This is a genomic window from Streptomyces lunalinharesii, from assembly GCF_039532155.1.
GTDB classification, from domain to species: Bacteria; Actinomycetota; Actinomycetes; order Streptomycetales; family Streptomycetaceae; genus Streptomyces; species Streptomyces lunalinharesii.
Genome location: NZ_BAAARK010000026.1, coordinates 71,169 through 89,546, shown reverse-complemented (window position 1 = coordinate 89,546; position 18,378 = coordinate 71,169). Strand labels below are relative to the sequence as shown.

Genomic DNA, 18,378 nt, shown 5'->3' with positions numbered 1-18,378 from the left:
GCACGCTCTGCGCTCCCTGGTGAGGTCGGGGCTCCAATACGGCCTACGCCACTCAGGTGAACGGTGCGGCCGGCGCCCAGGTCACGCCGGCCGATCCCGGTGCGGTCACGGTCGGCTTCGGTCACCGTCCTTTCCCGTCCGGCGGGTGCCCGGCGTGTCGGTCGTGCGGGAACGGGGGCCGGTGCCGCCGCGTGGCCCGCGGGAGCGGGTGGCGTTCGCCGGGCGCGAGGGTGCCGGCCGCTTGGCGGACCGTCGGCGGCCCGGCGTGCTGGTGCCGCCGCCCGCGACGGCCTCGGTCTCCTCGCGCTGTTGGCGCAGGCAGCGGCGGAGCGGCTCGGGGTCCAGGCCCTCGTTGATGGCGCGGTGCAGCAGTTGGGCGAAGAGACAGTCGGGGTCGGCGGCCAGGGCCCGGCTGAGCGCGATGCGGGCGGAGGGGCCGTCCGCCGTGGACCAGCACACCCAGCCGGCGAGGGTCAGGGGTGCCGCCGCGTGTTCGACGTAGCCGCCGGTGCAGCGGCGGGCGAGGGCGCGCCACAGTCGGAGCGCCGCGGCGGCGTCCGGGCCGTCCATCCATTCCGCGGCCCGGTCGCGGGTGGCGCGGTTCTGGAGGCCGAGGATGAGGGTGGCGGCCTCGGCGTCGGTGATCAGTGCGTCGTCGCAGGCGTCGCGGGCGCGGTTGCTGCCGGCCGGAGCGTCCTGGCGGAACCGGTGGATCATGGCGGTGGCCAGTTCGAGGGTGGCGCGGTGGATGGTGGGGGCGCCGTCCGGTCGGAGCATCCGCGGCAGGAGTTCGGAGGCGGCGGCGTCGAGCGCCTCCTCCTGGTCGGTACCGCGCCGACCGGTGCGCGGCGCGAGCCGGGATTCCATCTCCTTGAGCGAGCCGCGTACCTGCATGCCTGCGTAGGCGGCGGCCGCGGCCATCACGGACGTGCCGGGGAGGCACAGAGCGGTGCCGTCGGCGGGGCAGCAGCGGAAATCGGGGCAACAGTAGGACCAGTAGCGGCCGTTGGAGAGGCACAGGGCTTCCAGGACGGGCACGTCCAGGGAGCCGCAGGCGGTGCGCAGCCGCTGGGCCAGGGGGCGCAGGCGCTCCTTGACGTCCCGGCCGCTCTCGCCCGGCGCCGGTTCCTTGCAGAGGAAGACGAGGATGCCGACGAGGCGGTCGGTGCGCTTGCGGGCGCCGGAGATGAGGCAGTCGGCGAGTTGGTCGCTGACGTCGGGCCAGTGGGACGGGTCGGCGGGGATGCCGAGGCGCAGCCGGCCGCCGAAGCGGGTGCGCTCGCCGTGCAGGGCGACCATCACGATGCTGTCGTCCGGGTAGAAGCCGAGGAGGTACGGCAGTGCGTCGGCGAGCTCGGCGGGGCCGCGCAGGACGACCTGTGGTGCGGCGGGCGGGCTCGCGGCCGCGTCGGTGGGGCCGGCCGGGGTGTGGGGGACGGCGGGGTCGGTGGTGGGTGGTCCGTAGGCGCTGCAGGAGAGGGCGGGGGTCGGCGGGTCGTAGGGGGTGCCGGGGGCGCGGTCGGGGGTCGGCGGGCGGGACGGGCTCGGGCCGGGCGTGGGGGTCGGCGGTGCGGGGTCGCCCTCGGTGCCGGGACGGGTGCTGTCGGGGGTGCGGGGGCGGGGCACCCGGCCGCCGCGGTCGGGTGCCCCGCTGTCGTCGGGCGCGGGGGCGCCGTGGGGGTGGGTGTCGTCGGAGTGCGGCTCGTGCGGTTCGCTGTGCGGATTCATGGCTCGAAGATCCCGCGGTCGGGCGGAGTTCCGCGACCCCTGTGGATAACTCTCGACCGACGCGGTTTTCCACAGTTCGAGGTGGGGGTTCGCGCATTGTCAGTGGCATCGGGTTGCATGGGGGCATGAGCAACGAAGACCTGCGTGCCGCGGCCGATGCCGTCCTCACCCGACTCGTCGGGGATCCCGACGGGACGGCCCGGCTGCGCGAGGACCAATGGCGGGCGATCGAGGCGCTGGTGGCCGACCACCGCCGTGCCCTGGTCGTGCAGCGCACCGGCTGGGGCAAGTCCGCGGTCTACTTCGTCGCGACGGCGCTGTTGCGGGCGCGCGGCAGCGGGCCGACGGTGATCGTCTCGCCACTGCTCGCGCTGATGCGCAACCAGGTCGACGCGGCGGCCCGCGCCGGCATCCGGGCGCGCACCATCAACTCCGCCAACACCGAGGAGTGGGACACCGTGCAGGCCGAGGTGGCGGCCGGTGAGGTGGACGTCCTGCTGGTGAGCCCCGAGCGGCTCAACAACCCGGACTTCCGCGATCAGGTGTTGCCCAAGCTCGCGGCGGCCACCGGGTTGCTGGTGGTGGACGAGGCGCACTGCATCTCCGACTGGGGCCATGACTTCCGTCCGGACTACCGGCGGCTGCGCACGATGCTGGCCGATCTCCCGCCCGGGGTTCCGGTGCTCGCCACGACGGCCACCGCCAACGCCCGGGTGACGGCCGATGTCGCCGAGCAGCTGGGGACGGGCGAGGGCTCGTCCGAGGCGCTGGTGCTGCGTGGGCCCTTGGACCGGGAGAGCCTGAGCCTGGGGGTGCTGCCGCTGCCGGACGCCGCGCACCGGTTGGCGTGGTTGGCGGACCATCTGGACGACCTGCCGGGCTCGGGGATCATCTACACGCTCACCGTCGCGGCCGCCGAGGAGGTCACCGCGTTCCTGCGGCACCGGGGGCACACGGTCGCCTCGTACACCGGCAAGACGGAGAACGCCGATCGTCAGCAGGCGGAGGACGACCTGCTCGCCAACCGGGTGAAGGCGCTGGTGGCGACGTCCGCGCTGGGGATGGGCTTCGACAAGCCCGACCTGGGGTTCGTGGTGCACCTGGGTTCGCCGTCGTCGCCGATCGCGTACTACCAGCAGGTGGGCCGGGCCGGCCGCGGTGTCGAGCACGCGGAGGTGCTGCTGCTGCCGGGCCGGGAGGACGAGGCGATCTGGAAGTACTTCGCCTCGTTGGCGTTCCCGCCGGAGGAGCAGGTGCGCCGGACGCTGGACGTGTTGGCCGCGGCGGACCGGCCGGTGTCGCTGCCGGCGCTGGAGCCGCAGGTCGAGCTGCGCCGCTCCCGCCTGGAGATCATGCTCAAGGTGCTCGACGTGGACGGTGCCGTCCAGCGGGTCAAGGGCGGTTGGACGGCCACCGGACGGCCGTGGGCGTACGACGCGGAGCGCTATGCGTGGGTGGCGCGGCAGCGGGCTACGGAGCAGCAGGCGATGCGGGACTACGCCGCGTCGTCGGGGTGCCGGATGGAGTTCCTGCGGCGGCAGCTGGACGACGAGGAGGCGGCTCCGTGCGGCCGGTGCGACAACTGCGCCGGAGCGCGGTTCACCCCCGAGGTGTCCGCCGCCGCGCTGGACGCGGCCCGTGGTGAGCTGGGCCGCCCCGGTGTCGAGGTGGAACCGCGGCGGATGTGGCCGACGGGCCTGCCGGCCGTCGGCGTCGACCTCAAGGGCCGGATCCCGGCGGGCGAACTGGCCTCGACGGGCCGGGCGTTGGGGCGCCTTTCGGACATCGGGTGGGGCAACCGGCTGCGGCCGATGCTCGCCCCGCAGGCGTCGGACGGTCCGGTGCCCGACGACGTGGCGTCCGCGGTGGTGACGGTGCTCGCCGACTGGGCGAAGGGTCCCGGGGGCTGGGCCTCGGGAGCCCCGGACGCCCCGGCGCGCCCCGTGGGCGTCGTGAGTCTCGGCTCGCGCAGCCGCCCTCAGTTGATCCGGTCGCTCGCCGAACGGATCGCGTCGGTGGGCCGGATGCCGTTCCTGGGCACCGTGACCTCGGTGGTCGACGACCCCGGGACGAGGATCCCGCGGAGCAACAGTGCGCAACGGCTGCGGGCCCTGCACAGCTCGCTGGTGGTGCCGCCGGAACTGGCCGAGGCACTGGCGTCGGCCGGCGGCCCGGTGCTCCTGGTGGACGACTACGCGGACACCGGTTGGACGCTGGCGGTGGCCGCGCGGCTGTTGCGCAGGGCCGGGGCCGATGCGGTGTTCCCGCTGGTCCTCGCCGTTCAGGGGTAGCCGGCATGACCGTCGGGGCCGAGCGGGACGGGACGGATCACCCGGGCATCGGAGGGCGGTGGGGTGGGCAGGGATAGCAGCCGTATACCGGGATTTCCAGCCGTGCGCGGGGATTTGCTCGTTGCCGCAAGCCTGTACGAGCCGCGAGAATGGGAAGTGCTTCCCGGTGTCCGGCCGTACGCGGTCCGGCAGGGTCATGCCGTGGTGCGCCGGCGCGCCCGGTAGCAGCCCGGAGCGTGGACGCGTAGACGCGTAGACGAAGGGAGGACGATGGCCTTCGGATTCGCCCGGCCTCCGCAGGACCCGCTGCCCGATTCGGCCGATTCCACCGCTCGCCTGGGGCGGCTGTTGGAACCTGCGGAGTGGGCGTCGGCCGGAATCCCCCTCCTGCGCAACCCTCGTGACGTCGTCGCCGACCTGTCCGGCCTCCATCTGCCGGGTCCGTCCGGCGTGATCGTGGCGGTGCTGGACGGTCAGGAACGGGTCGTCGCCAGCGCGTCGTTCACCGCTCCGACGGTGGCCCCCGACGGTTGGGCGTACCGCAATGCGCTGTTGGCCCAGTTGCGTCGGGTCATCCCGCACGATCTGCGGCTGCGGGTTCCGGCCCGGACGGCGGTGCTGCTGCACTGCCGGGAGGACGGGCTCCGGTGGACGGAGGCGGACGGTGCGTGGATGTGGGGGCTGCGGGACGCCTGCACCCTGCACGGGCTCCGCTGCGGGGCGTTCATCGCGCTGACCCGGGACCACTGGCAGGTCCTGGGCGAAGGACGGGGCGGGCGGCGGCCCGGCGCGCCGACCCCGGGCCGGCCCCGTGCCGCGGATGCGGTGCGTACGGGCCCCGGCCGCGGTGCGCGCGGCAGGACCGGAGCAGCCGCTCTGGGGGACGTCACGCCCCCGGCCGCGACGCCGCCGCGGGAGGTGCGGCCCCCTGCGGGGCCGGCCGCCCCCGAGGAGGTGCCGGCCGGCCCGGGGCAGTCGGCTTCGCCGCGTTTGCCGTCGGCGCGGAGTGCCGCACCGGGCGAGCAGTCGCACAACGGCGGTCGGGGTGCGTCCACACGGACTGCCGGTGGTGCGGCGGAGGCCCGGCGCAGTCGGGCGGCGCGCTGATCGCCGCGGGCCCGGGCGGACGCCCGGAGTCCGGGCGCGCCAACGAGCCCGACCGGCCATGACGGCCGGCGGGCCACGCCGGGCAGCGGCGGTCAGGCGTGGGCGCCGAGCACCGCGTTGATCCGCTCCGGGTCGCCGCAGACGATCAGCAGCGCTCCGGCTCGGGCCAGGGCGGCGGGCAGTGCCCGCGCGGTGGCGTCGTCGTTGTCGTCATTGACGTCGTTGACGGCAACGATCACGACGGGCCGACCGGTGACGCGTTCGGCGCCGGCATCGGCGTAGAACACGTCGTCGGCGGCGTCCTGCTGGGCCCAGTAGGACGCCGCGCCGAAGGACAGTTCGTGGGTTGCCCACGGGTGGTTCTCGCCGGTGGTCAGCACCAGGATCTCGCCCGGCGCGCGGCCGGAGTCGAGGAGCAGGTCGACGGCCTCGTCTGCGGCGTCGACAGCTCCCCCGGCGGGCGCCGGGATCAGCTGGAGCTGGGGGCCCGCGGCGGTGTCGGTCGGGGCGACCGGCGGCTGCGGAGAGTCGGTGCGCTGCACCGGCGGGGCGGGAACGGGCCCGCGCGACGGGGCGGCGGGTCCGGGCTTGCCCGGACGGGCGCTGGACGCGGGGGCGCCTCGCGGCGGGGCGGGGCGGGGACCGGGACCAGGAACGGGACGGGGGGTCGGCGCGGTGCGGCCGGCGGCCGGAGTTGCGCGGGGACCCGGGACACTCTCGTGAATCTGAGGCTCCTCGGGGATGAGAGGCATAAAAGGATGTCTATCAAACGTAGGTGCGGGACATGTCAGTGGGTACCGAATTCCTGCCCCGCTCCGCTCAGAAGTCGAAGCCGAGTTGGCCACCGGCTTCCAGAGCGGCTGCTTCGGGGGTGACGCGCACCTTCTTGAGGTGCCGCCACCGGGGCAGGGCGTCCATGTAGGACCAGGACACCCGGTGGTACGGCGTGGGACCGTGCTCCTCCAGGGCGGTGCGGTGGGTCGGCGAGGGGTAGCCGGCGTTGGTCGCGAAGTCGAAGTCGGCGTACTCCAGGCCGAGTTCGGCCATCATGGCGTCCCGTTGCACCTTGGCGATCACGGACGCAGCAGCGACCGCGATACAGGACTGGTCTCCCTTGATGACCGTACGGACCCGCCACGGCGCGCCCAGGTAGTCGTGCTTGCCGTCGAGGATGATCGCGTCCGGTCGGACCGGGAGTGCCTCCAGGGCACGCACGGCGGCGAGCCGCAGTGCCGCGGTCATTCCCAGGGCGTCGATCTCCTCCGGAGAGGAGTGCCCCAGGGCGTACGAGGTGACCCAGGTGCCGAGCACCTCGCAGAGCTCGGTGCGGCGCTTGGGGGTCAGCAGCTTGGAATCGGTGAGTCCGTCCGGTGGTCGGCGCAGTCCGGTGATGGCGGCGCAGACGGTGACCGGGCCGGCCCAGGCTCCGCGCCCGACCTCGTCGATCCCTGCGACGATCTTGGCGCCCGTGGTGGCGCGCAGCGATCGTTCGACGGTATGGGTGGGGGGCTCGTACGGCATGGCGCCAGCCAGATTACGCCTATTCGGCGCGGCCGTCCGCATCGGATCCGAAGCTGCCGCCCACGGGCCGGCTCCAAGGGCCGGACACAGCGGTCCGGAGCGGCCTTCGGCGGGCCGGTTCGGGCGGCCCGGCGGGCGCGCGGCAGCCGGGAGCGGTGCGTGAAGTCACCCGTCGGCGCGGCCCGTTGGGCGGCGGGGCGGGCGGTGCAGTGGCGGCGGTCAGAGGGCGGGGGCCCAGGCGGGCAGCGGTTCGGTGCGGTCGAGCCATTCCCGGGGCGGGGTGCCGCCCACGGACGCGGCGACGATGCCGCCGACGATGCCGCAGGTGGTGTCGACGTCGCCGCCGGCCCGTGCGGTGGTCCAGAAGGCCTGCTCGAAGTTGCCGAGGTTGCGGGCGGCGGCCCACAGGGTGAACGGCACGGTGTCGTGGGCGCTGGTGCGGCGCCCGCAGCCCAGGACGGCGGCGACGGTGCCGGGGTCGGCGTAGTCGAGCATGTCGCGGGCCCGGCGGAGGCCGGCCTGTACCGCGCTGCGCGGGATGAGGGCCAGTACGCCGTCGATCAGTTCCTCCGGGCCCAGGGTCCGGTCCGGGTCGGCGGCCAGGGCGGCCGCGGCGGCCACGGCCATGGCGCCGACGACGGCCTCGCGGTGCTGGTGGGTGGGGTAGGCGGAGATCTCCGCCTGGTGGGTGGCCTGCTCGGGGTCGTCGGCGTACCAGGCGCCGAGGGGGGCGATGCGCATGGCGGCGCCGTTGCCCCAGGACCCGTGGCCGTTGAAGAGCGCGGCGGACAGCTCGCGCCAGTCGCCGCCCGCCCGGATCAGGCGGAGCAGGCGGTCGACGGCCCGGCCGTAGTTGCGGCCGTCGTCGTGGCGGTCGGCGAAGGAGCGGGCCAGGGCGTCCTGGTCGACGCGGTGGTGGCTGGCGAGGACGGCCAGGACCGAACAGGCCATCTCGGTGTCGTCGGTCCACCGCCACGGCGCGGGCGGCAGCTCGCGGCGCTTGAGGGTCGGGTAGTGGGCGGGGACGAAGAACTGCGCTCCGAGGGCGTCGCCCACGGAGAGACCGCGCAGGCTCGCCAGAGCCCGCGCCCAACGGTGCGCGTCACGGGGGTCAGGGGTCGTCATCGCTGTGCACTTTAACCGGTGACGCCGTAGGGCTCGGGCTCACACCAGCGGTCGAAGGGCCGGTCGAGGACGTAACGGCCGTCCGGACCGAGGATCAGGGTGCGCCATTCGGCGTTGCCCGGGTTGGACAGCGACTCGAAGTCGGCGACCGACCAGTGGAACCACCGCATGCAGAACAACCGCATGGTGAGGCCGTGCGTGACGATCAGGACGTTGGGCGGGTGGTGGGGGTCCTCGAAGCTGCGCCACAGGCTCTCCAGGAAGGCTCCGACGCGGTCGTAGACGTCGGCGCCGGACTCGCCCTGTGCGAAGCGGTAGAAGAAGTGGCCGTAGGCGTCGCGGTAGGCCTTCTGGCGCCGCACGTCGTCACGGTCCTGCCAGTTGCCCCAGTCCTGTTCGCGCAGCCGGGGCTCCTCGCGGATCCGGACCTTGCCGGGGTCCAGGTCGAGGCTCCGGAAGGTCTGGTGGGTGCGGCGGTAGGGCGAGACGTAGGCGGAGATCCGTTCGTTGCCGAACATCTCGCGCAGCCGGTGGCCGGCCTCCTCCGCCTGGCGCAGCCCGGGCTTGGTCAGGGCGAGCGCGTGGTCGGGCTCGCGCTCGTAGACGGTGTCGTCGACGTTCCCCACGGACTCGCCGTGGCGGAGCAGGACGATACGTCGGGGCCGGGCCATGCGGCCAGCCTAAATCGGCTGCCCTGTACATGCCGGGCGGGGCCGGCGGGGCGTCGTTCGCTTCGGTCGGCGGCCCGGACCCGGCAGCAGGCGCAGCTCGCGTGGCATGACGACGAGGGCGGCGGAGCGCACCGCGACCACTAAAGCGACGGGAGTCGCGGTTGTACGAAACGGGTGCTCGGCTCGGTCGCCGGCCCCGTCCCGGCTCCGACCGGTCGGCGGCGCACCCCGATCGCCCGCAGCGGACCGGCCACCGGGACGGACTCCTCGAGCGTCGCGCTCACACCGTCCAGGAGGGTTCGAGTTGCACCACGTCGCCCGCGATGGCCTGGACGTCGGCGGCTATCTGGGCGCGCAGCGCCAGGCGCTCCACCCGCTCCGGGCGGTACTTGCCGCGCTCGGCCGCCGACTGCCACATCGACAGGACCAGGAACTCCTCCCCCGGTGCCCGGCCGACCATCCCCCGGAGCATGCCGGGCGAGCCGGCCATCGCCGGGTTCCAGACCTTCTCCTGCATGAGCACGAAGTGGTCCACCCGGTCCGGGCGCACCTGGCAGTGCGCCAACCGCAGTACGTCCGCGTCCCCGAACGCCGGCCGGAACCCCACCTTCACGTCGAATTCATGGGCGAACAGCCGGATTTGGGGGTCCTTGTAGGTGCCGGACTGGGCGGCCGCCAACCGGTCGTGCGAGCGGGCCATGAAGGAGTCGTAGAACGCCCGGCTCTCCCAGAAGCCGACCAGATGGGCCACACCCGGGCGGGACCGGCTCCAGCCCCCGGCCTGTCCCCGGAAGCCCGGCTCGCCCAAGAGCCCGGCCCATTTCCGCTGCCCCCGTTCGAACCCTCGGCGGTCCACGACGGTGAGGCGAATCCACTTGACCAGCACCGCGCCATCGTACGGCCCGGCAGCCGCCGAAACCCCTGTTCACCGACTATCGACCGCCCGAACTCCCTTACGGCAGCGCAGCGGTGACCGTCACCGTCCTCGGGCGGCGCGGAGACACCGTGCGCGGCTGCGCGCATACGGGGTCGGGTTCCCCCGCAGCGTGGCACGATGGTCGACCATGGGGAAATCCCGGGGAGTTGTCCGCGGGTACGCGGACGGGCTGGGCCGCGGGAGCCGACGGAAGGGGAGCCCGGTGAGCACGCTCAACAAGGGGATCGAGAAGGTCGTGGTGGCGCTCGGATGGGATCCCAGCCCCATCGGTGAGCCGGACATCGACCTGGACATCATCGCGGCGACGTACGCGACGGACGCGCCGCAGGGCGAACCGGCCTATCTGGTGCACTTCGACAGCCGGTCGCCCGACGGCACCATCACCCTCAACCGCGACAGTCGCACCGGCCAGGGCTTCGGCGACGACGAGGTCATGACGCTGGAATTGGAGCGACTGTCCGAGCGCTACTCCCGCGTCGTGGTGGGCGTGGTGATCCAACAGGAGCACGGCCGGCGGGTCTTCGGCGAGGTGGCGAACACGCTCATCGAGGTGCGCGAGGGCTACAGCAGGCTCGCGCAGCAGGACTTCGCCGAGGTCGCGGACGCCACCGCGGCGACCGTGGCCGAGTTCGCGCGGGACGCGTCCGGCGAATGGCGCTTCCGCTCCGCACTGCGCGGCTTCGACGCCGAACCGGACGCTTTCAGCAGGCTGATGGGCGGCTGACGGCTCGGGTGCCGGACGGGGAGGGGAGGCGGTGGCGAGCCGCCTCCCCTTCGGCGTTCCCGCGGCGCGCACGCACCCGTCGTCCGCCCGCCTTCTTGTGGCGCCGGTGAGCCGCGAACCGCTCCCCAGGGGAATGCGGCCTTCCCCCGATTCTCCCGATCACCCCATCCCCGGATTCCCCGGATTCCCGGGATTCCCCCGTTTCCCGGCGTCCACCGACCCCGGCATAACCACTTGCCGCACCGTTCCCGCGTGCCGAGGATTGCCGCCATGCCTGTTCTCACCGCGCTCGACGGGACCCCGCTCGCCTATCACGTCGTGGGGAAGGGCGAACCGCTGCTCTGTCTGCCCGGCGGACCGATGCGCGCTTCCGCCTACCTCGGTGATCTGGGGGGAATGGCCGCGCATCGCCAAGTGATCCGGCTCGATCTGCGCGGCACCGGTGATTCCGGCGTGCCCGCCGATCCCGCGACCTACCGCTGCGACCGTCAGGTCGACGACGTCGAGACGCTGCGCGCGCACCTCGGACTCGACCGCGTGGACGTCCTCGCGCACTCCGCGGCGGGCGACCTGGCCCTCCTCCACGCGGCCCGCCACCCGGACCGGATCCGCAGCCTCACCCTGGTCACCGCCCGGGCCCGCGCCCTGGGGATCGACTTCACCGAGGAGCACCGGCGAGCGGCCGCCGCCCTGCGGTCCGCCGCACCGTGGTTCCCGGCCGCGTACCGCAGCTACGAGGCGGTGTGGGCGGGTACCGCGACGGACGCCGACTGGGACGCCATCGCACCGTTCTTCTACGGCCGTTGGGACGCCGCCGCGCAACGGCACGCCGCGCAGGAGGTGCCGCAGACCAACGAGGAGGCCGGGGAGCGGTACGCCGCCGCCGGCGCCTTCGACCCGGCGGCGACGCGGGCCGCCCTGGCGGCGCTCGACGCGCCGGTGCTGCTCCTCGTGGGCGCCCTGGACGGTGGCCCGCTGCCCCGCGTCGCCGAAGAGGTCGCCGCGCTGCTGCCGGGCGCCGCCCTGGCCGTCCAGCCGGATGCCGGTCACTACCCCTGGCTCGACGACCCGGAACGCTTCACCGGGACCGTCGCGGCGTTCCTCCGTACGGCGCAGGTCCCGGCGTAGGGCGCCCTGTCGTGCGAGGGGGCCGGCCCCCTCGCACGACAGGGCGGCGACCCCGGGTCGTCCCGGGGCCGCCACCCTGTTCAGCTCACGCCCGGCGGCCGGTCATCGGCCGCCGCCCCGTGTGGGGCGCCGGGCTCAGCTACAGCCGCTGGTCGAGCCGCAGCCCTCGCAGAGGTAGCAGCTGCCGGCCCGCTGCATCTTGGTGCCGCAGGAGAAGCACAGCGGCGCGTCGGCGTTGATGCCCAGCTGCATCTCCACCAGCTCGGCGTTGGTGTGCGCCTGCTTGGGAGCCGGTGCTGCGACCGCCTCGACGGCCTTCGCCGCCGGCGCGGCCTCCTTCACGGGCTCGATCTGCCGCGGCGCGGACTGGGCCAGGCCCTCCACGTCGACCTCGTCCTCGGGCAGCTCGTACGAGCCGGTCTCCAGGTGGCGCTGGCGCTCCTCGACGGAGTGGATGCCGAGGGCCGAGCGGGTCTCGAACGGCAGGAAGTCCAGCGCCAGGCGGCGGAAGATGTAGTCGACGATCGACTGCGCCATCCGCACGTCCGGGTCGTCCGTCATGCCGGCCGGCTCGAAGCGCATGTTGACGAACTTCGCGACGTAGGTCTCCAGCGGCACGCCGTACTGGAGGCCGACCGACACCGCGATGGAGAAGGCGTCCATCATGCCCGCGAGGGTCGAGCCCTGCTTGGACATCTTCAGGAAGACCTCACCGAGACCGTCGTCCGGGTAGGAGTTGGCGGTCATGTAGCCCTCGGCACCGCCGACCGTGAAGGACGTGGTGATCCCCGGGCGGCCCTTGGGGAGGCGCTTGCGGACCGGACGGTACTCGACGACCTTCTTCTCCGCGCTCTGCGCGACGGCCGCCGGCTTCTCCTCCTTCTTCTTGGCGGAGAGGGGCTGACCGACCTTGCAGTTGTCGCGGTAGATCGCGAGCGCCTTCAGGCCGAGCTTCCAGCCCTGGAAGTAGACGTCCTCGATCTCCTCGACGGTGGCCGTCTCCGGGACGTTGACCGTCTTGGAGATCGCACCGGACAGGAACGGCTGGGCCGCGGCCATCATGCGGACGTGGCCCATCGGGGAGATGGAACGCTCGCCCATGGCGCAGTCGAAGACCTCGTAGTGCTCCAGCTTGAGGCCGGGGGCGTCGACGACGTTGCCGTGGTCGGCGATGTGGGCGACGATCGCCTCGACCTGCTCGGGCTGGTAGCCGAGCCGCTTCAGCGCCTTGGGGACCGTGTTGTTCACGATCTGCATGGAGCCGCCGCCGACCAGCTTCTTGAACTTGACGAGCGCCAGGTCCGGCTCGACGCCGGTGGTGTCGCAGTCCATCATCAGGCCGATGGTGCCGGTCGGGGCCAGCACCGACGCCTGGGCGTTGCGGAAGCCGTTTTTCTCGCCGAGGCGCAGCACGTCCTGCCACGCCTCGGTGGCCGCGGCCCACACCGGGGTGTCCAGGTCGTCCGTGCGCACCGCGACGTCGTTGGCGTCGGAGTGCTGCTTCATGACGCGCTTGTGGGCGTCGGCGTTGCGGGCGTAGCCGTCGTACGGGCCGACGACCGAGGCCAGCTCGGCGGAGCGCTTGTAGGAGGTGCCGGTCATCAGCGAGGTGATGGCACCGGCCAGCGCGCGGCCGCCGTCGGAGTCGTAGGCGTGACCGGTGGCCATCAGCAGCGCGCCGAGGTTGGCGTAGCCGATGCCCAGCTGGCGGAAGGCGCGGGTGGTCTCGCCGATCTTCTCGGTGGGGAAGTCCGCGAAGCAGATCGAGATGTCCATGGCCGTGATGACCAGCTCGACGACCTTGGCGAACCGTGCGGCGTCGAAGGACTGGTTGCCCTTGTCGTCGTCGCGGAGGAACTTCAGGAGGTTGAGCGAGGCGAGGTTGCACGAGGAGTTGTCCAGGTGCATGTACTCGCTGCACGGGTTGGACGCGGTGATCCGGCCCGTCTCCGGCGAGGTGTGCCAGTGGTTGATGGTGTCGTCGTACTGGATGCCGGGGTCGGCGCAGGCCCAGGCGGCCTCGGCCATCTTGCGGAACAGGCCCTTGGCGTCGACCTCCTCGATGACCTCGCCACTCATCCGGCCGCGCAGCCCGAACTTCGAGCCGGACTCGACGGCCTTCATGAACTCGTCGTTCACGCGGACCGAGTTGTTGGCGTTCTGGTACTGGACGGACGTGATGTCGTCGCCGCCCAGGTCCATGTCGAAGCCCGCGTCGCGCAGCGCGCGGATCTTCTCCTCTTCCTTGACCTTGGTCTCGATGAACGCCTCGACGTCGGGGTGGTCGACGTCCAGGACGACCATCTTGGCCGCGCGGCGGGTGGCGCCGCCCGACTTGATGGTGCCGGCGGAGGCGTCGGCGCCGCGCATGAAGGAGACCGGGCCGGAGGCGTTGCCGCCGGAGGAGAGCAGCTCCTTGGAGGAGCGGATGCGGGAGAGGTTCAGGCCGGCGCCGGAGCCGCCCTTGAAGATCATCCCCTCTTCCTTGTACCAGTCCAGGATCGACTCCATGGAGTCGTCGACGGAGAGGATGAAGCAGGCGCTGACCTGCTGCGGCTGCTGGGTGCCGACGTTGAACCACACCGGGGAGTTGAAGCTGAAGACCTGGTGGAGCAGCGCGTAGGCCAGCTCGTGCTCGAAGATCTCGGCGTCGTCCGCGGAAGCGAAGTAACCGTTGTCCTCGCCGCCCTTGCGGTACGTCTTGACCACGCGGTCGATGAGCTGCCTCAGGCTCGACTCGCGGGCCGGGGAGCCCACCGCGCCGCGGAAGTACTTGCTCGTGACGATGTTGACCGCGTTCACCGACCAGAAGTCGGGGAACTCGACGCCACGCTGCTCGAAGTTGACCGAGCCGTCGCGCCAGTTGGTCATGACGACGTCACGGCGCGCCCACTGGACCTCGTCGTACGGATGCACGCCGGGGGTGGTGTGGATGCGCTCGATGCGCAGACCCTTGCTCGCCTTGCTGCCCTTGGCGCGGGAGCCTCGTGCCGGGCCGCTCGTCGTCTCTGTCATTCCGCCTCCCTATACGGGCAAACGCCCATATGTGCACACAAATTCCGTGGCACGGTGTATGTCTTGCCGGAACCGGGGCGACCTGCTCTCGCCCCGGTTCAGGATTGGATTGCGTGCCGAACTCAGTCGGCAGCGGTGGCGGGCACGGGAACGGCCGGGTCGCCGGCCTCCTCGTCACTCCCGCCGTGCGCGGGCGGCCCCAGCTCGCGCTGCTCGCGCAGCTCGGCGATGGCCGCCTCGAAGTCTTCAAGCGAGTCGAACGCCCGGTAGACGGACGCGAAGCGCAGGTACGCGACGAGGTCGAGTTCCTGCAGCGGGCCCAGTATGGCGAGCCCGACGTCATGGGTGGTCAGCTCGGCGCTGCCGGTGGCGCGCACCGCCTCCTCGACCCGCTGGCCGAGCTTGGCGAGGGCGTCCTCGGTGACCGGCCGCCCCTGGCACGCCTTGCGCACCCCGGCGATGACCTTGGTGCGGCTGAAGGGCTCGGTGACCCCGCTCCGCTTGATCACCATCAGCGATGCCGTCTCGACGGTCGTGAAACGGCGGGAGCAGTCGGGGCACTGGCGACGCCGACGGATCGACGTCCCGTCGTCCGTGGTGCGGCTGTCGACGACCCGGCTGTCCGGGTGCCTGCAGAAGGGGCAGTGCATGGCTCCACCCTCCTCACCCTCGGAAACGGACGCACGCCAAGAGAACCGGCGTACGGCGACTGACCTCCGGCCGGTCCGTACGGGCCCTTCGGAGCAGCCACAAGCATAGGCGATCCTTGGGGCCCGACAGACCCGACACCACAACTTGTAGGAGGCCGAACGCATCTAAGCACTACATGTGGTGTCGGGGCGCTTATATCTGCCTACCGCGTGTCGCGGGGGCGGCGGGCCGGCGGGCCGTCCACGAGAGTACGGGAAGCCACCCGGCGCGGGGACCGGAGGGGCGGGGATGACACAATCGGCGAGGCCGCGGAGAAGCTCCGCCGCGGTGCCGTTCGCCGCTTTTCGGGACGGGTTCCGACCGGCTCCGACCGGCATTCCGAAGCGGAATCCGGACGGGAATCCGGGGCGGGACGTCCCGGAGGCCCGAATTGCCATTCGGCCATACACCTCGCTGCTTGATCAGGTCAGCCAATCGCGGAATTTTTCACTCGAACGTGTGTTTGGCGCAACCTTTCGAAAGCAACTACCGTTGGCTAGCTAGGGAGAACATTTCGAGAGGGGCCGACGTGACCACCACCGCAGACAGCGCGACCATCACCGCACAAAGCCACTCCCCGAGCCGATTCGAGCAACCGCAAAGGGCACCGCGGCCGATGGAAGACACCACGTCGGACTCCGAAGAGCACAAGCCGGCCCGCTCGCTCCCGGGGCGTCCCCCGGGTATTCGCGCCGACAGTTCGGGGCTCACCGACCGCCAGCGCCGAGTGATCGAAGTGATCCGGGATTCTGTGCAACGGCGCGGATATCCGCCGTCGATGCGGGAGATCGGACAGGCCGTCGGACTCTCCAGCACCTCGTCCGTCGCCCACCAGCTGATGGCGCTGGAGCGGAAGGGTTTCCTCCGCCGCGACCCGCACCGCCCGCGGGCGTACGAGGTCCGCGCCTCGGACCAGCCCACGAGCGCGGCGACCGAGACCGCCGGCAAGCCCGCCGCGTCCTACGTCCCGCTGGTCGGCCGGATCGCGGCCGGCGGCCCGATCCTCGCCGAGGAGTCCGTCGAGGACGTCTTCCCGCTCCCCCGCCAGTTGGTCGGCGACGGCGAGCTGTTCGTGCTGAAGGTCGTGGGCGACTCCATGATCGAGGCCGCGATCTGCGACGGCGACTGGGTCACCGTCCGCCGCCAGCCGGTCGCCGAGAACGGCGACATCGTCGCCGCGATGCTCGACGGCGAGGCCACCGTCAAGCGCTTCAAGCGCGAGGACGGCCACGTCTGGCTGCTGCCGCACAACGCCGCGTACCAACCCATCCCCGGTGACGAGGCGACGATCCTCGGCAAGGTGGTCGCGGTGCTGCGCCGGGTCTGACCGCCCCGCCCCACGACCGAGCCCCGGGACGGAACCACTGCGCCGGTTCCGTCCCGGGGCTCTGCGCTGTCCCGGCGGGCCCGCTACTCCCCCGCCGCGTCCTTGGCGACCGCGTCCTTGGCCGCCTGGTCGATGCGGGCCAGTGAACCGCGGACCAGATTGCGGTCGGTGGTGTACCAGAAGTCCGGCATGGACTTGCGGAGGAAGGAGCCGTAGCGGGCCCGCTCCACCCGCGGGTCCAGCACCGCCACCACGCCGCGGTCCCCCGTGGACCTCACCAGACGGCCCGCCCCCTGGGCCATCAGCAGCGCGGCGTGCGTCGCCGCGACCGCCATGAAGCCGTTGCCGCCGGCCTCCTCCACCGACTTCTGCCGGGCGCTCATCAGCGGATCGTCCGGCCGCGGGAAGGGCACCCGGTCCATGACCACCAGCTGGCAGTTCGGCCCCGGCACGTCCACGCCCTGCCACAGCGACAGGGTCCCGAACAGGCACGTCGAGGCGTCCGCCGCGAACGTCCGGATCAGCTCGCCGAGGGTCTCCTCGCCCTGGAGCAGGATCGGGACGTCGAGCCGGCCGCGCATCGCCTCCGCCGCGGCCTGGGCCCCCCGCATCGACGAGAAGAGCCCCAGCGTCCGGCCGCCGGCCGCCTCGATCAGCTCCGCCAGTTCGTCGAGCATGTCCTCGCGGCTGCCCTCCCGGCCGGGCTGGGCGAGGTGCTTGGCGACGTAGAGGATGCCCTGCTTGCCGTAGTCGAAGGGCGAGCCGACGTCCAGGCCCTTCCACACCGGCTCGTCCTCGCGCGCGGTGCCCTCCGGGCCCAGGCCCAGCGAGGCGGCCACGCCGTTGAAGTCGCCGCCCAGCTTGAGGGTGGCGGAGGTCAGCACCACCGAACGGTCGGTGAAGAGCTTCTCCCGCAGCAGGCCGGAGACCGACAGCGGCGCCACCCGCAGCGACGCGCCGAACCGGTCGTGGCGCTCGTACCAGACCACGTCGTACTCGGAGCCGTTCACGATCCGCTCGGCGACGTCGTGCACGTTCTCCACCGCGGCCAGGGCCTGCTTGCGGACCGCGTCCTCGTCCTGGACGGACTTGTCGCGGGTGGAACCGAGGGCGACGATCACCGTGCGGGCCGCGTCCCGCAGCGCCATCAGGCAGTACCCCAGATCCTCGGGGACCTCCTCCAGGCGGCCCGGCAGTGCCAGCTCCATCAGGCGCTCGAAGGTGTCCGAAGCGGTCTGGAGCTGATCGGCGACCTTCTCGTTGACCAACTTGGCGGCGCGGCGGACCGCGCGGCTGACCTGGCCGGGGGTCAGCTCGCCGGTGGCCACGCCGGTGACCCGGGAGACCAGCTCGTGCGCCTCGTCGATGATCAGGACCTCGTGCTGCGGCAGGATCGGGGCGCCCTCGATGGCGTCGATCGCCAGCAGCGCGTGGTTGGTGATCACCACGTCGGCGAGCTTGGCCCGCTCCCGGGCCGCCTCGGCGAAGCACTCCGCGCCGTAGGCGCACTTCGAGGCGCCCAGGCACTCCCGGGAGGCGACCGAGACCTGGCCCCAGGCGCGGTCGGAGACGCCGGGGGTCAGGTCGTCGCGGTCGCCGGTCTCGGTCTCGTCCGCCCAGTCGCGCAGCCGCAGCAGGTCCTTGCCGAGCTTGCTGGTCGGCGTCGCCTGCTCGAAGACGTCGAAGAGGCCGTCCTCCTCTTCCTGCGGGACGCCCTCGTGGAGGCGGTGCAGGCAGAGGTAGTTCGAGCGGCCCTTGAGCATCGCGAACTGGGGCCGGCGGCGCAGCTGGGGATGGAGCGACTCGACCGTCCGCGGCAGGTCGCGCTCGACGAGCTGGCGCTGGAGGGCCAAGGTGGCCGTGGCCACCACCACCCGCTCGCCGTGGGCCAGCGCCGGCACCAGATAGCCGAGGGACTTTCCGGTGCCGGTGCCGGCCTGGACCAGCAGGTGGGCCTGGTCGTCCACGGCCTCGGCGACGGCCTCGGCCATGGCCACCTGGCCGGGCCGCTCGGTGCCGCCGACGGCGGAGACGGCGGCGTGGAGCAGATCGGGGAGAGAGGGCTTCGTCATAGCGTCTGCAAGCCTACGCGGGACCACCGACAGCACGCGGCG

13 protein-coding genes and 1 pseudogene are annotated in these 18,378 nt (G+C 72.6%); 5 read left to right on the top strand and 9 right to left on the bottom strand.

Annotated elements, in window-relative coordinates; translation table 11 throughout:
- Positions 1-105: 105 nt before the first annotated feature.
- Complete coding sequence (locus ABD385_RS30300) at positions 106-1,728, bottom strand: DUF4192 domain-containing protein (protein ID WP_344582059.1); 1,623 nt, start codon at positions 1,726-1,728, stop codon at positions 106-108.
- Positions 1,729-1,853: 125 nt separating this feature from the next.
- Here ABD385_RS30300 and ABD385_RS30295 point away from each other — a divergent pair, with 125 nt between their 5' ends.
- Positions 1,854-4,019 carry a RecQ family ATP-dependent DNA helicase gene (locus ABD385_RS30295; RefSeq protein WP_344582057.1) on the top strand — a complete coding sequence of 722 codons (2,166 nt, stop codon included), beginning with the start codon at positions 1,854-1,856 and terminating at the stop codon, positions 4,017-4,019.
- Between the two features lie 270 nt (positions 4,020-4,289).
- Positions 4,290-4,835: pseudogene (locus ABD385_RS30290) on the top strand (hypothetical protein); the annotation flags it as partial.
- Positions 4,836-5,218: 383 nt separating this feature from the next.
- Here ABD385_RS30290 and ABD385_RS30285 read toward each other — a convergent pair.
- From ABD385_RS30285 to ABD385_RS30265, 5 genes are all read right to left on the bottom strand, one after another.
- Positions 5,219-5,878: a hypothetical protein gene (locus tag ABD385_RS30285; RefSeq protein WP_344582055.1), complete on the bottom strand. Its 660-nt coding sequence runs from the start codon at positions 5,876-5,878 to the stop codon at positions 5,219-5,221.
- A 67-nt stretch (positions 5,879-5,945) separates the two neighbouring features.
- Positions 5,946-6,647, bottom strand: a complete 702-nt coding sequence (locus ABD385_RS30280) for a ribonuclease HII (protein ID WP_344582053.1) — start codon at positions 6,645-6,647, stop codon at positions 5,946-5,948.
- Positions 6,648-6,866: 219 nt separating this feature from the next.
- Positions 6,867-7,772: an ADP-ribosylglycohydrolase family protein gene (locus ABD385_RS30275; RefSeq protein ID WP_344582052.1), complete on the bottom strand. Its 906-nt coding sequence runs from the start codon at positions 7,770-7,772 to the stop codon at positions 6,867-6,869.
- A gap of 11 nt (positions 7,773-7,783) precedes the next feature.
- A complete protein-coding gene (locus tag ABD385_RS30270) occupies positions 7,784-8,443 on the bottom strand; it encodes a histidine phosphatase family protein (protein ID WP_344582051.1) in 660 nt (219 codons plus the stop codon).
- 280 nt (positions 8,444-8,723) lie between these two features.
- Positions 8,724-9,329: a YdbC family protein gene (locus ABD385_RS30265; RefSeq protein WP_344582049.1), complete on the bottom strand. Its 606-nt coding sequence runs from the start codon at positions 9,327-9,329 to the stop codon at positions 8,724-8,726.
- A 253-nt stretch (positions 9,330-9,582) separates the two neighbouring features.
- Here ABD385_RS30265 and ABD385_RS30260 point away from each other — a divergent pair, with 253 nt between their 5' ends.
- Both ABD385_RS30260 and ABD385_RS30255 read left to right on the top strand, forming a co-directional pair.
- Positions 9,583-10,104: a TerD family protein gene (locus ABD385_RS30260; RefSeq protein WP_344582048.1), complete on the top strand. Its 522-nt coding sequence runs from the start codon at positions 9,583-9,585 to the stop codon at positions 10,102-10,104.
- Positions 10,105-10,374: 270 nt separating this feature from the next.
- A complete protein-coding gene (locus ABD385_RS30255; RefSeq protein WP_344582047.1) occupies positions 10,375-11,232 on the top strand; it encodes an alpha/beta fold hydrolase in 858 nt (285 codons plus the stop codon).
- Between the two features lie 135 nt (positions 11,233-11,367).
- On the opposite strand, the gene ABD385_RS30250 is transcribed toward ABD385_RS30255, so the two are convergent.
- On the bottom strand, positions 11,368-14,247 hold the full coding sequence (locus ABD385_RS30250; protein WP_344582046.1) for a vitamin B12-dependent ribonucleotide reductase: 2,880 nt from the start codon (positions 14,245-14,247) through the stop codon (positions 11,368-11,370).
- Between the two features lie 122 nt (positions 14,248-14,369).
- The gene (nrdR, locus tag ABD385_RS30245; protein ID WP_344582045.1) at positions 14,370-14,897 is read right to left on the bottom strand and encodes a transcriptional regulator NrdR; all 528 of its coding nucleotides are present in this window, start codon (positions 14,895-14,897) and stop codon (positions 14,370-14,372) included.
- Between the two features lie 569 nt (positions 14,898-15,466).
- On the opposite strand from nrdR, the gene lexA reads away from it, so the two are divergent.
- Positions 15,467-16,264 (top strand): transcriptional repressor LexA, encoded by a 798-nt coding sequence (lexA, locus tag ABD385_RS30240; protein WP_344582043.1) that lies wholly within the window; start codon positions 15,467-15,469, stop codon positions 16,262-16,264.
- Positions 16,265-16,347: 83 nt separating this feature from the next.
- Here the strand turns inward: lexA and ABD385_RS30235 are convergent, their stop codons facing one another.
- A complete protein-coding gene (locus ABD385_RS30235) occupies positions 16,348-18,336 on the bottom strand; it encodes an ATP-dependent DNA helicase (protein ID WP_344582041.1) in 1,989 nt (662 codons plus the stop codon).
- Positions 18,337-18,378: the final 42 nt, after the last annotated feature.